Origin of the sequence: Methanobacterium paludis (assembly GCF_000214725.1) — an archaeon.
In the GTDB taxonomy this organism is placed as follows: domain Archaea; phylum Methanobacteriota; class Methanobacteria; order Methanobacteriales; family Methanobacteriaceae; genus Methanobacterium_C; species Methanobacterium_C paludis.
On record NC_015574.1, the window covers coordinates 250,196 to 264,043 of the forward strand.

Annotated in this window: 12 protein-coding genes and 5 tRNA genes; 14 read left to right on the forward strand and 3 right to left on the reverse strand. The window is 37.1% G+C overall.

All coding sequences use genetic code 11. The features are described 5' to 3' along the window. The first annotated feature begins 8 nt into the window (after positions 1 to 8). From MSWAN_RS01085 to sucC, 5 genes are all read left to right on the forward strand, one after another. On the forward strand, positions 9 to 218 hold the full coding sequence (locus MSWAN_RS01085; RefSeq protein WP_013824767.1) for a 4Fe-4S dicluster domain-containing protein: 210 nt from the start codon (positions 9 to 11) through the stop codon (positions 216 to 218). Next, entirely contained in the window at positions 208 to 1,332 is a 1,125-nt protein-coding gene (locus MSWAN_RS01090) for a 2-oxoacid:acceptor oxidoreductase subunit alpha (protein WP_013824768.1), read from the forward strand. The genes MSWAN_RS01085 and MSWAN_RS01090 overlap by 11 nt, the downstream gene beginning before the upstream one ends. A gap of 342 nt (positions 1,333 to 1,674) precedes the next feature. After that, positions 1,675 to 2,541, forward strand: a complete 867-nt coding sequence (locus MSWAN_RS01095) for a 2-oxoacid:ferredoxin oxidoreductase subunit beta (RefSeq protein ID WP_013824769.1) — start codon at positions 1,675 to 1,677, stop codon at positions 2,539 to 2,541. Between the two features lie 2 nt (positions 2,542 to 2,543). Beyond that, positions 2,544 to 3,101: a 2-oxoacid:ferredoxin oxidoreductase subunit gamma gene (locus tag MSWAN_RS01100; RefSeq protein ID WP_013824770.1), complete on the forward strand. Its 558-nt coding sequence runs from the start codon at positions 2,544 to 2,546 to the stop codon at positions 3,099 to 3,101. A 2-nt stretch (positions 3,102 to 3,103) separates the two neighbouring features. Beyond that, positions 3,104 to 4,210 (forward strand): ADP-forming succinate--CoA ligase subunit beta, encoded by a 1,107-nt coding sequence (gene sucC / locus MSWAN_RS01105; RefSeq protein ID WP_013824771.1) that lies wholly within the window; start codon positions 3,104 to 3,106, stop codon positions 4,208 to 4,210. A 325-nt stretch (positions 4,211 to 4,535) separates the two neighbouring features. On the opposite strand, the gene MSWAN_RS01110 is transcribed toward sucC, so the two are convergent. The 3 genes from MSWAN_RS01110 to twy1 all read right to left on the reverse strand — a co-directional run bounded on the left by MSWAN_RS01110 (position 4,536) and on the right by twy1 (position 8,057). Further along, complete coding sequence (locus MSWAN_RS01110) at positions 4,536 to 5,618, reverse strand: hypothetical protein (protein ID WP_013824772.1); 1,083 nt, start codon at positions 5,616 to 5,618, stop codon at positions 4,536 to 4,538. Positions 5,619 to 5,777: 159 nt separating this feature from the next. Continuing rightward, positions 5,778 to 6,641: a DUF1002 domain-containing protein gene (locus tag MSWAN_RS01115; protein ID WP_048187792.1), complete on the reverse strand. Its 864-nt coding sequence runs from the start codon at positions 6,639 to 6,641 to the stop codon at positions 5,778 to 5,780. A 501-nt stretch (positions 6,642 to 7,142) separates the two neighbouring features. After that, positions 7,143 to 8,057: a 4-demethylwyosine synthase TYW1 gene (twy1, locus tag MSWAN_RS01120; RefSeq protein ID WP_013824774.1), complete on the reverse strand. Its 915-nt coding sequence runs from the start codon at positions 8,055 to 8,057 to the stop codon at positions 7,143 to 7,145. A 421-nt stretch (positions 8,058 to 8,478) separates the two neighbouring features. On the opposite strand from twy1, the gene tpiA reads away from it, so the two are divergent. The 9 genes from tpiA (at position 8,479) to MSWAN_RS01165 (ending at position 13,814) form a co-directional block, all read left to right on the forward strand. Continuing rightward, the gene (gene tpiA / locus MSWAN_RS01125; protein ID WP_013824775.1) at positions 8,479 to 9,159 is read left to right on the forward strand and encodes a triose-phosphate isomerase; all 681 of its coding nucleotides are present in this window, start codon (positions 8,479 to 8,481) and stop codon (positions 9,157 to 9,159) included. A gap of 379 nt (positions 9,160 to 9,538) precedes the next feature. Beyond that, complete coding sequence (locus MSWAN_RS01130) at positions 9,539 to 10,762, forward strand: phosphoglycerate kinase (RefSeq protein WP_013824776.1); 1,224 nt, start codon at positions 9,539 to 9,541, stop codon at positions 10,760 to 10,762. Between the two features lie 644 nt (positions 10,763 to 11,406). Continuing rightward, a tRNA-Thr gene (locus tag MSWAN_RS01135) sits at positions 11,407 to 11,480 on the forward strand. A gap of 38 nt (positions 11,481 to 11,518) precedes the next feature. Then, positions 11,519 to 11,593: transfer RNA gene (locus tag MSWAN_RS01140), tRNA-Pro, on the forward strand. 8 nt (positions 11,594 to 11,601) lie between these two features. Next, positions 11,602 to 11,675, forward strand: a tRNA-Tyr gene (locus MSWAN_RS01145). Positions 11,676 to 11,862: 187 nt separating this feature from the next. Further along, positions 11,863 to 11,934, forward strand: a tRNA-Asp gene (locus MSWAN_RS01150). 10 nt (positions 11,935 to 11,944) lie between these two features. Next, positions 11,945 to 12,018, forward strand: a tRNA-Lys gene (locus MSWAN_RS01155). Between the two features lie 29 nt (positions 12,019 to 12,047). Then, a complete protein-coding gene (locus MSWAN_RS01160) occupies positions 12,048 to 12,281 on the forward strand; it encodes a DNA-directed RNA polymerase subunit H (protein WP_013824777.1) in 234 nt (77 codons plus the stop codon). Between the two features lie 36 nt (positions 12,282 to 12,317). After that, positions 12,318 to 13,814, forward strand: a complete 1,497-nt coding sequence (locus MSWAN_RS01165) for a DNA-directed RNA polymerase subunit B'' (RefSeq protein WP_013824778.1) — start codon at positions 12,318 to 12,320, stop codon at positions 13,812 to 13,814. Positions 13,815 to 13,848 lie beyond the last annotated feature (34 nt).

A 13,848-nucleotide genomic window follows, 5' to 3' on the forward strand; every position in this document is an offset into this window, starting at 1 on the left:
GAATGAACATGATAACAGTTAATAAGAATTTATGCAAAGGATGCAACATCTGCACAGAATTCTGCCCTCAAAAGGTCTACGAGCAGTCTGAAAAACTTAATAAGAAAGGAATTCGGTTGCCTATTCCAAAAAATGAGGAAAAATGTAAAAAATGTGGGTTATGTGCTTTGATGTGTCCAGATCAAGCAATAAAAGTAGATGAGAAGGATGAAGACTGAACGATTATTTATACAGGGCAACGAAGCCTGCGCAAGAGGGGCCATAAAAGCGGGCTGCAGGTTCTTCGCAGGATATCCAATAACTCCCTCAACAGAAGTAGCAGAAGACATGGCTCTTTTCCTTCCGAGGGAAGGAGGATCATTTATACAGATGGAAGATGAGATTTCAGCGTTGGGGGCGGTTATAGGTGCTGTTTGGGGTGGTATGAAAGCCATGACAGCAACATCAGGACCAGGTTTCTCCTTGATGCAAGAGCACGTAGGTTATGCAGCAATGACAGAAACGCCGTTAGTTATAATAAACATGCAGAGGGGCTCACCATCTACGGGACAGCCAACAAGAGCATCCCAAAGTGACATGATGCAAGCAAGATGGGGTTCCCACGGAGATTATGAAGTAATAACATTATCTCCTTCATCTGTCCAGGAATGCTTTGATTTCACAGTAGAAGCCTTCAACCTTGCAGAGAAGTACAGAGTTCCAGTAATGGTAATGGGCGATGAGATCGTGGGGCACATGAGAGAAAAAATCACGATATCTGAACACGTTGACATCACCCCACGTAAAATGCCGCAAGAGACTCCTGAAAAGTTTTTACCGTACAAAGCAGACCCAAACGGAACTCCAGCTATGCCTGCATTTGGTGATGGTTATAAACTTCACATAACCGGTTTAACTCATGATGAAAGGGGTTATCCTGATGCTTCAGATCCTCAGACTCATTCAAAGCTGGTGAACAGGCTCTGCGACAAGATCCTGAAAAACAGAGATGAAATCGGAAGGATAAAAACAACATTCACTGAAGATGCAGATATAATTGTGATTTCATACGGTGCACCTTCAAGATCTGCTTTAACAGCTGCTAAAAAGGCAAGAGAAACGGGTATAAAAGCAGGATGCATAAAAATTGACACTGTCTGGCCTTTCCCGGAGGAAAAATTGATAAAAGCCACAGAAAATGCTCAAAAAATTATTGTGGCCGAATTAAATTTGGGTCAAGTATTTTATGAGGTTCAAAGGGTTTTAAGGGATAAAGATGTTGTATTGCTCTCAAAGATAGGTGGAGAAATGCAACTTCCTGAAGAGATACTTGAAAAGATAAAATCTGTTTGAGGCAGATAATTGATATGCAGATAATTGATTATATGGGATATTAAGGAGTTTAACAAAGATTAAATTCTTTATAATATGCAAAATCCAAAAAAAATGGATATAATTTTAATTTAAATAATTTAAGGGAAATCTATCCAAAACAGTGAATTTAAACGAATTTATTGCCTTTGAAAGATGATTCAATTAAAAAAAATTTAATAGAAGATCTTAAACTAATTCGAAATTTCCATTTCAAAATTTCATAATCAAGAAATTAACCTCATAATCACGGAATTAACCAGTTGTAATTTTAAAATTGAAACATGATCGAAACATGATCTTACAATACGGAGATGAAAAAAGATGGATAAAAGGAAAGAGAGTCGTTTTATGAAGTACCTCAGGAAAGAAAGGCTTCCACACATCTTTTGTGCTGGATGTGGAAATGGGATCATCATGAACACTTTCTTAAATGCCATGGAGCTTGCAGAAATTGATTTTGACAACTTAGCATTGGTCTCGGGAATAGGCTGTTCCTCAAGGATACCAGGTTATTTGAAGTGTGATTCATTGCATACCACCCATGGGAGACCAATATCATTTGCAACAGGGCTTAAGCTTGCAAATCCGGATTTGGATGTTGTGGTATTCACTGGAGACGGTGACGCAGCCGCAATAGGGGGTAACCACCTCATTCATGGGGCAAGAAGGAACATAGACATCACTGTCATATGTATAAACAACAACATTTATGGAATGACTGGTGGTCAAATAAGCCCAACCAGCCCTAAGGGTAGTTATGGAAGTACAGCACCTTATGGGGCTCTTGAACGACCTTTTAATCTTTCAGAACTTGTAAAAGCTGCAGGTGCAACCTATGTTGCAAGATGGACTACGGCCCACCCGTTAATGCTTTCATACGCCATAAAAAGCGGCCTAAAAAACAAAGGATTTTCATTTGTGGAAGCAATTTCACAGTGTCCAACTTACTTTGGACGTAAAAACAAGATGAAAACTCCAATTGAAATGATGCAATGGTTTAAGGAAGCAAGTGTCTTTAAAAAAGTGGCAGAGGAAATGGATGAAAGTCAGCTTGAAGGAAAAATTGTTATTGGCGAGTTTCAGAATAAAGAAGGGCCTGAATTTTCAGAAAGACTATGCAATCTCATTGGAGAAAAATGCGCAACTGGCAAGCCGTCATCCATTAGATCAGCTTATGAGGGGGATTAAAATTGCGTAAAGAGGTAAGAATAGCAGGATTCGGAGGTCAGGGAATAATACTGGCAGGGATTGTCATTGGAAAAGCTGCCGCACTACACGATGGCATACACGCAGTTCAAACACAATCCTACGGTCCTGAAGCAAGAGGAGGAGCTTCAAGAACAGAACTTGTTATAAGTGATGAGGAAATAGATTATCCCAAAGTTCAAAGTCCAGATATACTCATCGCAATGTCTCACGAGGCACTAATGGCATATCTGGATGATCTAAAGGATGGGGGAATTCTCATAATAGATCCTGATATGATCGTTGAGGAAGAGGTGCTCCCATTTGTTACAGAACACAATATAAAACTTTACAGGGCACCTGCAACCAGAACTGCCGCAGAAAAATTAGGCTTAAACATCGTTGCAAACATCGTGATGGTTGGGGCTATAACGAGGATAACAAAGATAGTATCAGAGGAAGCAGCCCGTAAATCTGTAGCGGAAAGTGTGCCACAAGGAACGCAGGATAAAAACCTCGCTGCATTTGATGCTGGAGCAGCACTGGCTGATGGGGAGGTTTAACCTTGAAAATTCATGAACACGTAGCAAAGGAAATATTTGGATGGGAAGGAATATCAGTACCACAAAGTCAGATTGCAGAAACTTCCCAAGAAGTACAGGAAGTAGCAGAGAAACTGGGTAAACCCGTTGTACTGAAATCTCAAGTTCTTGCAGGTGGAAGAGGCAAAGCAGGAGGCATAAAATTTGCAGATAATCCTTCTATGGCTTATAAAATAGCAGAAGAACTTTTTGGATCTGAATTAAAGGGGGAGATTGTTGATAAATTGTTGGTCGAGGAAAAACTTGACATAAAATCAGAGTTTTATGTGAGTGTTGTGATGGACAGATCAGCTAAAAAACCTTTAATAATGGCAAGTTTAGAAGGTGGTATGGATATAGAACAGATAGCCAATAACACCCCTGATAAAATTGTTAGATATTATTTGAATCCCCTTGATGAGTTTCTGCCTTACCAGGCAAGGGAAGTTGCCAGAAAAATGAGAGTTCCAAATAATCTAATTTCAAAGGTTGGATCCGTAATCTGGAAGTTATTCAATGTTTTCAAGAAATACGATGCCACAATAGCAGAGATAAACCCTCTGGTACTCACTGATAACGGGGTCATGGCGGCTGATGCAAAGCTCGAAGTTGATGATGATGCAATTTACAGACAAAAAAAGCTTGCAAAACTAGAAAATGTCCAGAAAGATGAGTTTGCATATGTGAAACTTCCAGGTGACATAGCTGTGATTGGAAACGGTGCAGGCCTCACATTGAGTGGAATGGACATGCTAAAACTTTACGGTGGAGAACCAGCCACTTTCCTTGATATAGGTGGTGGATCATCTCAGGAGAACATTTCAAAGGCAATTAAACTTGTAATATCTAATGAAAACGTTAAAGTTGTCTTTTTGAATGTTTTAGGCGGAATAACGAGGGCAGATGATGTTGCACGTGGTGTTTTAGACGTCTTAAATGTTTCTCAACGTAATGTACCAATTGTTATAAGACTTACTGGTACCAATGAAGATGAAGGACAGAGGATTCTGGCTGAAGCAGGACTTTCATTTGAGACTTCTATGGAGGAAGCTGCACAAAAGGCTGTTAAAATCTGCAAGTCATTGAGTTAATCAATTAAATTTATTCTATTTTTCTAAATAATCTAAACTTCCTGTTTCTTTTAATAATTTACTAGATTAAATTAGAATCTCTTGTTTAAGGAGAGTTACTTCTACGTAAACATGAGAGTTCTATTTCTTAGATTATTTTTTTATTTTAAGGACATATCCATAAAGCATATTCCAGTAAATAAGATAAAGAAATAGCAAAAGATAAAGATTTATACTAGATCTAACGAATTTTCTCAAAGGATTCAACTTACATTAAATATTACATTTAGATCTATTTTTACATTTAAGATTATTTTAAGAGTATTTTAAAAAAATTAAAAATTAGTTAAACTCTTCTTCGAATGCTGATTATATGGGCCATTACAAGGGCGGAAAGTACCATGTAGGTAACCATTGCAGCCCCGTTAATGGTCCTGTTGAAGAGGAAGAGTCCTACGATGCTTTGGGCTATAAATGCTGTTAACGCACCTATTAATAAAGCTTCACGGCCTAAATATCTTCTGCTCCCATTTCTACGTTTGCTCCGGTATTGTCTCAGAATATAAAATCCTGTGCATATTACGATCATACACCATGTTAACAGTAATATGAGGCTACCGTATCCAAAATCGAATGCTACTCCAAATATTCCGGGCAGCATGTAGTCTATGATGTCTTTTTTGGTGACCAGAACACCTGCAAATAGGGGAAATGGTAGTGTTAATGAATTTATAAGGTTCATTGGTAATGATATATATCCATCGGACCCTCCAAGGCAATTTGCTCCCCAAAAACAGGAGCCCTGAACGTGGCCCCAGAGTGTGGTGTTTTTTATAACCATGGATAAACTTGGCATTGCATAATCTTCAAGCCGTGAGATTCGAAGCAGTGGACTAAGTACGGGAGTACTAAGCACTCTTGAAAGTAGTTCAAGAATTCCAAAACTTCCTAATACTGTAATTATAACGGTTATTATCCTTTTTGGGGTTATTCTAGAGGTTCTTTTAAAGCTTTTTGACATCATGACAGCACCCACTGCCCAGCCAATGAACCAAAGAAGCAGGAATGATCTATGCATTAGCCCCCCTGCAACCGCTATCACAAAGAAGAGCACATAAGCTAAGGTTTTTATTGAAGAAGATTTGATTTCGACCTCATTTAACAGGCTTGCAGAGGCAGCCAGGGTCACCCATGCAAAGACAGCCATGGGGCCGAAGGGGTGGGTGAACTCATGGTGCGATAGAAAAGGTAAAAAAAGGATGGTTGTATCCAAACCGAAGAGTGCAGCTAATATCACTGTTAATACGAGTGATAGAAAAAGAACCATACTCAAAGGGATCACTATGGCGTTGAATAAGAGCAGTATTCCGATGTGTATAAGGATTGCGACTTCTATTATGAACTGAAGATGATTCTGGGCTATCAACATGGTTTATCACTATGATGTTTAGGATGATTACTAGTATTTATTGTTGTATAAATTTACCATATTGGATTATAAATTCATATTACGGAGTTTTGTTTAATTTAAGTCAATATTTAAACCTAAAAAGATTTAAATAGAAATTTAAATCGGGAATAATGTATTTTACTGCCCTAAGAGTCCTTTTAAATAATCGAATATTCCCTGGAGATAATTCATTATTTGGTTTAAAATACCACTAGCATCTGTAGCCTGCTGTGTAACATTTTTAAGTTGGTTTTTAAAGTCAGTAAGACTTCCCTGTGCTTTCTGGGAGTTTGAAATAGCATTTGCAATCTGTTGGGCTTGTTCATCAGTTAGGTTGATGTTCGCGCTGTTTGCCATGTTAATTACTATGATTTTTATCTGGGAGGGATCCTCTAGATTCTGTTTTTGAACCTCAGTTTTAATTTTGTCAAATAGATCAGCTATGTTGTCTGCATTTTGACCAGTCTCATTGACTATTTGAGTTTCTGTGTAAAGTTCTGCTGTGGCTGCCTCTTTTGCCTGATCAGGTATTGGAGTTCCCACTGCAATTTCATAGGACTTAAATACTCCTGCAAGTGCTGCCTCTCCAGATGCGGTGGTAGGTGATGTTACCACAACGTATCCATTAGTTATTCCTGATGATTCTAATGCATTTTCGTACATTTTAGGTGTTACAACGTTTATTTTACTTGTATCAACTATTATTTTAATACCGTTGCTGTAACTCAGATCAACCATTGCACAGGAGTATATTTGGCTTGAAGGGTATGTTTTACCAGTTATATTTTGGGATATTTCATTTACCTCAGAAGCAGTTATGACCTTTGAATTAGCATCGCTAATATTTTGAGAGGTGTGTGACTGGAAGTAGTTGTTTACTGAGTTTTTCCAATCTGAATTTCCGTATGTTGTTTCTCCATAAGTTACTGCAAATCCAGAAACAGCGTAAATTGGACTTAAAGCTACAATTATTAAAACTAATCCTATTAACAACTTTTTCATGGGAATCACTATTTTCATTGACTTAATCTTGCCCTATTGTAATTAAGTTTTTAGAGTTTAGATCACAGTTTTTAAATCATTAAACTCAATTTAAACTGAATTAAACCTTTTAGACTGCTTTAATTAGTATTATATTAATACGCTCAAGTTACCATGATCTTTGTAAGATCTTTTTTTTTATTGAGATTTTTTTATTGAGACAGTTTATCTAACTTAATCTTAGTTGATCTAATCTTTTTTTAATATTTGATTAACATCTTAATTAAACTTTATGGGATGAAACAAATTTTAAAATACGTTGAATTCATTTTAAAATCCATGAACATCACTATCACAGCTTTAAAAATTTGTATGAACATTAGAATTACTTTAGAAGGAAATGTAAAGTATTTTTTGTTAATGTTTGAAGTTATGCTTAAATTGTTCTAAAAACAGGTGTTTCATTCCAATCTTAAATAAAAAAAAGTTTATGAATTGATAAAGTAAGGATAAGAAAAAAAATCATGATAAAAGAAGTACACGGCTTTCACGTGATTCATTGACGATCTCACGGCCGCAGAGTTTCGCAACAGACTCTGCAAATTCATGAATATCTGAAGAGAATGGCATGTTTTCAAGTTTTAACCGTTCCCTTGAGCTTCCAACGTACATGTAAGCCTTAATCTCAACAAAATCAGGGTTACTCCTTTCGATTATATCTGCGTATTCTTCGGGTTTCAGCATGTTGTAACCCTTAACACAGGTTGTCCTTATAACAGTCCTGCATTTGAAGCTTGACAACAGATCAAGGGATTTATTCAATCTTTCCCAGCCTTTATCAACTTGAGGATCGCATAATTTTTTGTAAACATCTTTGTTGGGTGCATCAACGGATAAGTAAAGTTGTGTTGGTTCTGTTTCCATATTTTTAAGTTTTGAAGGTGTCATTCCATTTGTAACAAGGAATGTGGTGAAATCTCTTCTTTTAAACTCTTCTATGAGACCTTCTATCTTTGGATAAAGCATTGGCTCGCCTGCAAGGGATATTGCAGCGTTATTGGGTTCTTGAGCGTCTTTCAGCTTTTTCATATTGACTTTGGAGTTCCCGAAGTAACCGCAGAGAAGGTTTCTCTGAGCATCGATGCAGTCGTCTATAATTTTTTTAGGCTCATCGAAGTCTTCATTCCACGTTGTTCCTGTGATTAAAACATCTCTCCAGCAGAAAAGGCATTTTTGATGACAGAAAGGGATGCTTGGAGACATCTGCAGACACCTGTGACTTTGTATTCCGTAGAACTTTTCCTTGTAGCATACTCCCTCATCAACAAGGCTTTTACGGGTCCAGTGGCAGACTTTGGCTGCTGCATGCCTTTCATTGCCTGCAAACCTGTATCCTTTTTTCTCGAGATTCTGTATATCTTTGTCTGAAAGTAACATTTTTATCGTTCACTTTATTTTGTCGTTCAATTCATTTAATCATTGTTTTTATATCTTCATGGTGATTTTAAGGGATTTTAAAACCTGCAGGGGTTTAAGTATAATTCTAGTAGATATTTATAAAATCTACTAAAGTATTTACTAAAATATTAAAAAATTAAATAGAAAATGTTAGTATAACTCTTTACAGTATACTTCATATTTAATTGTAGTTGATTTAATTTTTCCAGTTGCATGTATCAAGTTCTATATTATATAGGAATATGAATTTTTTTATATGGATTTTATGTAGAGATTTAATGAAACTATCAGAAACTATCGCAAGAATACTTGTTTTTGTATAAATTATTAGATAGCAAAATACTTTTATATCCGAATTATAAAAAGATATATAAAATAATATACTTTTTGGGGGAATATTATGAAGCAGATTACCAGAACTCCAATTGTAATTCTGAATTTTAAAACCTATCTTGAATCCACAGGGGAAAAAGCCCTAAAACTTGCAAAGATCTCAGAGGAAGTTGCAAATGAAACAGGAATGAACATAGCCGTTGCACCGCAGCATGCTGACGTCTGGAGAATTGCCGGGGAAGTTAACATACCTGTACTTGCTCAGCACATAGATCCTGTGGATGCAGGGGGCCACACAGGTAGTGTGCTTATTGAATCTGTAAAAGAAGCAGGAGCATCAGGTGCCCTGATAAATCATTCAGAGCAAAGAATTAAACTTGCTGATATAGATGTCGTTGTGAAAAAAGCTAAAAATGCAGGTATGATGAGTGTTGTCTGCACAAACAACGTTGAGACAAGTGCGGCTGCAGCAACATTGAAACCAGATTTTGTAGCGATAGAACCACCAGAACTCATAGGATCAGGCATACCAGTTTCAAAGGCAGAACCTGAAGTAGTTGAAGGAACAGTTGATGTGATACACAAAATAGACCCCGATGTGAAGGTTCTCTGCGGTGCTGGTATCTCCACAGGTGAAGACATGAAAGCTGCACTTGGCCTTGGTGCAGAAGGTGTCCTGCTTGCATCTGGAATAATACTTGCAGATGATCCTAAAAAAGCACTCCTTGACCTTGTAAGTAAGATATAATGGGTTATTAAAGTTTAATTGTAGGAATATGTAAATTCAATATTAATTAATTCAAGAATTTTACTCAAAAACAGAGTAATTAGTCAAAGTAATTCAAATTTACTCAAAAAATTCAAATTAATTCAGAAGTTATTAAGCCTACAATTAATCCTATATGATCTAAATATAAAATATAATTTGAAAATGTAATTAGATATTAAAATATAATCTGGATATTTAACATTAGGTACAATTTCAATATAAAAAAATTAGTTCATAGTATCTTATAGTTCATAGTACCCTATATGTTTGCTATAAAATTTTTAAGAAATTATATTTTTACAACAATTACATTAAAAAGATAGAAAAAAGGTTATAATTATAATCAGACGGTGAAAAGATGTCTCTTGATTTTTACACAATTGATGACTTTGATCTTGAGGATAAAACTGTTCTTGTAAGGGTTGATATAAATTCGCCAGTTGACCCAAATACGGGGCTGATACTGGATGATACAAGGATAAAACTTCATGCCGGAACCATAAAAGAGCTCTCAGATAAAGGAGCTAAAACGGTTATACTGGCCCATCAAAGCAGACCCGGCAAAAAGGATTTTACAACACTGGAACAACATGCAAGGTCACTTTCAAAGATTTTAAACCATGAAGTTGGATATATTGATGATATATTTGGAAGTAATGCGCGAAATGCAATATCCCGTATGCAAAGAGGTGACATAATTTTATTGGAGAATGTAAGGTTCTACTCTGAGGAAGTTTTAAAGAGGGAACCCCGTCTCCAGGCCGAAACCCACATGGTAAAGAAACTTGCACCACTTGCAGACTATTTCATAAACGATGCTTTTGCAGCAGCTCACAGATCTCATGCGTCTTTAGTTGGATTTGCATTTAAACTGCCGTCTGGAGCAGGGAGAGTGATGGAACGTGAGCTTAAAGCCCTTTACAATGCATTGAGTAATGTTAAAAAGCCATGTGTATATGTGCTGGGTGGAGTGAAGGTTGATGACTCGATAATGGTCATGGAACACACCCTTGAAAATGGCAGCGCGGATTACGTGCTCACAACCGGTTTGGTTGCGAATATTTTCCTCCTTGGTGCAGGTTTTGATATAGGTGAATACAATAAAAAGTTCATTGAGACGAAGGGTTACTGGGATTATGTTAAAAAGGCAGAGGAGCTCCTGAAGAAATTTAATGGCAAAATAAAGATTCCTGTGGATCTAGCTCTTTTTATTGGGGGTAAAAGGGTGGAATTCCCTGTTTCTAAACTTCCAAATGAACCCATATATGATATTGGAACTGAGACTTTAAAGCAGTATGCTGAAATAATAAGATCTGCTGAAACACTCTTTGCAAACGGACCTGCAGGTGTTTTTGAAATGGAAGACTTCAACATAGGAACTGAAGATCTTCTTAATGCCATAGCATCATCTCCAGGTTTCTCAATAATCGGCGGGGGACACCTTGCAGCTGCAGCAAATCAGATGGGTTTATCCGGGATAAGCCATATCAGCAGTGGTGGTGGCGCATCAATAAACATGCTTGCAGGTGAAAAGTTACCTGTAGTCGAAGTTCTGAAACAAGTGGCCTTAACTTATAAATAATATTATTTGTTTCTTTTTGAGAAAAAAAAGCAATGGTAATGATCTCAAGAAAACTGTGAGAAATTTGAATTTCCATATTTTTTCAATTGATTTATCAAAATTATAATTGTATAAATCATATAATGATTTAAAAATGGATTTATTTTAAACACATGATAAATTACTGATAGAATAATCTTTCTGTTGCTTTAATTGTTCGAAGTAAAGTGAGGATATTACAGAGAGAACCGAGGGGATATAAAGAAGATCGAGCTGGTAATAGATGGATTATTTAGAAATTTAAAATGGGATCTTAAAGGAAATTTTGATATTATATTGGAAAAACAGCGAAACATTTTGCAAGGGTTTGTTGATGACAATATTGTTGATGAAAAAGATATAATCACATACGTTTTAAAAAAAGAGGATTTTCCCTCGTATAATCTCAAATAAATGATATAAATATATCTAAACTTAATAAGGAAAGATTAATAAACTAGTAAATTCAATCCTATAAATGCGCTCAATATTGGACTAAATTTACTAAATTAAATTATATCACATGAATTATATCATAATTTTTCCGATACTTTCGCATAACTAAATTAGATAAAAAAGCATATAACCCAAAAGTATTTAAGCTAATATGCCATATAGCTAAAAATGCCTCGGTAGCTCAGTCTGGTGGAGCGCGAGACTTGTAATCTCGTGGTCGTGGGTTCAATTCCCACCCGGGGCTCTAAGCTCCACCATTAAAGGCTAATATTACATTCGTTTGGGACCATAGGGTAGCTTGGTCGATCCTTTGGGCTTTGGGAGCCTGAGACTCCGGTTCAAATCCGGGTGGTCCCATTTTATATCCCGCCTTAGCTCAATTTGGCAGAGCATCGGACTGTAGATCCGAGGGTTGCTGGTTCAAGTCCGGCAGGCGGGATTTTGATCATATACTGTTGTTTATATAAAACAATGGTTATTATATAGAATAAGCAGCAATGAAAGAGAAGTAGAATATAGAGTTTGAAATACAAACCTTTATATACTAATAAGAAGTACTAGTTGGTAGAGGAAAAGTATTTAAGCGTGTACATGTATACAGCAATATACTCTCATTCTTAAGAGCTGCCCTGGTGGTGTAGGGGCTATCATGCAGGCCTGTCGAGCCTGCGACTCGGGTTCAAATCCCGGCCAGGGCGTTTGTATAAGGGGCCCGTAGCTCAGTCTGGGAGAGCGCCTGGCTTTTAACCAGGTGGCCGCGGGTTCAATTCCCGTCGGGCCCGTTTCTTGATTTTTAACTGGAGGATAAATTGTGAAAAAAGATATTTTAAAACACAAATTGGTTCCAGATCATACTATTTTGTCGAAAACAGAGGCTAAAAAAATACTTAAAGAGTTGGATATCCACCAAGAGCAACTTCCCAAGATAAAGGTGGATGACCCTGTAGCGAAAGCAATTGGGGCTAAACCTGGTGATATTTTAGAAATAACTCGAAAAAGTCAGACTGCTGGAAAATTTGTTACCTATCGTTTGGTATTAGACTAATATAAATGTAAATTAATTGTTTTTTGGAGGAGTTTAATGGTAAAAAATGCATGGGAACTGGTTGATGCATTTTTTGATGAATACAACTTGGTAGACCATCACATAAAATCCTACAACGACTTTGTAGATCACAGAATACAGGACATAATTGACATAACCGACCCAATAGTCCTTGAGCAAGGCCAATATAGCATAAAAACAGGGAAATTAGAGATCAAAAAGCCATTCATCAAGGAAGCGGACGGATCAAAAAGTAAAGTGTACCCTACAGAGGCGAGACTGCGAAATTTAACCTACTCTGCCCACATGTATCTTGAAATGGCCCTTGTAAAAGGTGAAGAAGAGGAAGACACTGAACTGGAGAAGGTTTACATTGGTGAACTACCAGTGATGTTGAAATCCAATATATGTCACTTAAATGGACTCAACGAAGCTGAACTTGAAGATAAAAGTGAAGATCCACAAGATCCTGGAGGATATTTCATAGTAAACGGTTCAGAAAGGGCAATTGTGACTATGGAGGAAATAGCACCTAACAAAATAATTTTGGAACGTATAGGTGAGAAAGAGGATAGACGTGCCAGAGCCATTGTAACATCAATAAAAAGCGGATTCCGAGCTCGTATTACACTTGAATACAGAAAACCACGTAAAAAAGGAGTTTTCCTGAGGATATCTTTCCCTTACGTACCTGGGGAAATACCACTAGTTGTTCTTTTAAGGGCACTTGGACTTGAAACAGATAAAGAACTTGTTATGAGTGTTTCAGATGAAAGTGACGTACAGTTCCTTCTTATAGATGATATCCAAACCTCTGAAATAATGACCCAGTACGATGCAATTAAATATATCGGAAACAGGGTTGCAAAAGGAATGACAGAGGAATACAGGATAAAAAGAGCGGAAGATGTAATTGACAGATATTTACTGCCACATATAGGCGTTGAACCGGATAAAAGGGCTGAAAAAGCCACTTATCTTGCTGAAATGACTGAAATGCTTCTGCAAGTAATATTTGAAAAGAGAGAACCTCACGATAAGGATCACTACGCTAATAAAAGACTTCGAGTATCTGGAGACTTAATGGAAGACCTTTTCAGAGTTGCATTCACAAGTTTAACAAGAGACATGACTTACCAGCTTGAGAGAAGCCTTGCAAGAGGAAAAGAACCATCTGTAAAACAGGCAGTGCGTTCTGACGTTCTCACAGAGAATATAAAACATGCAATAGCTACAGGAAACTGGGTAGGTGGACGTGCTGGTGTGAGCCAGCTGCTTGACAGAACAAGTTACATGGGAACGCTTTCCCACCTTAAAAGGGTTGTATCTCCACTTTCAAGGAGTCAGCCTCACTTCGAAGCTCGTGACCTGCATCCAACGCAGTTTGGAAAGATCTGTCCAAACGAAACACCAGAGGGTCCAAACTGTGGACTGGTTAAGAATCTTGCAATACTTGCAAAAATATCTGAAGGTTCAGATCCAGAGGAACTTGAAGCGGTAATCAAAAAAATGGGAGTTTTAAATCCCATCTAATGGTATGTAATCAACAGCGGATGTTATAATGATT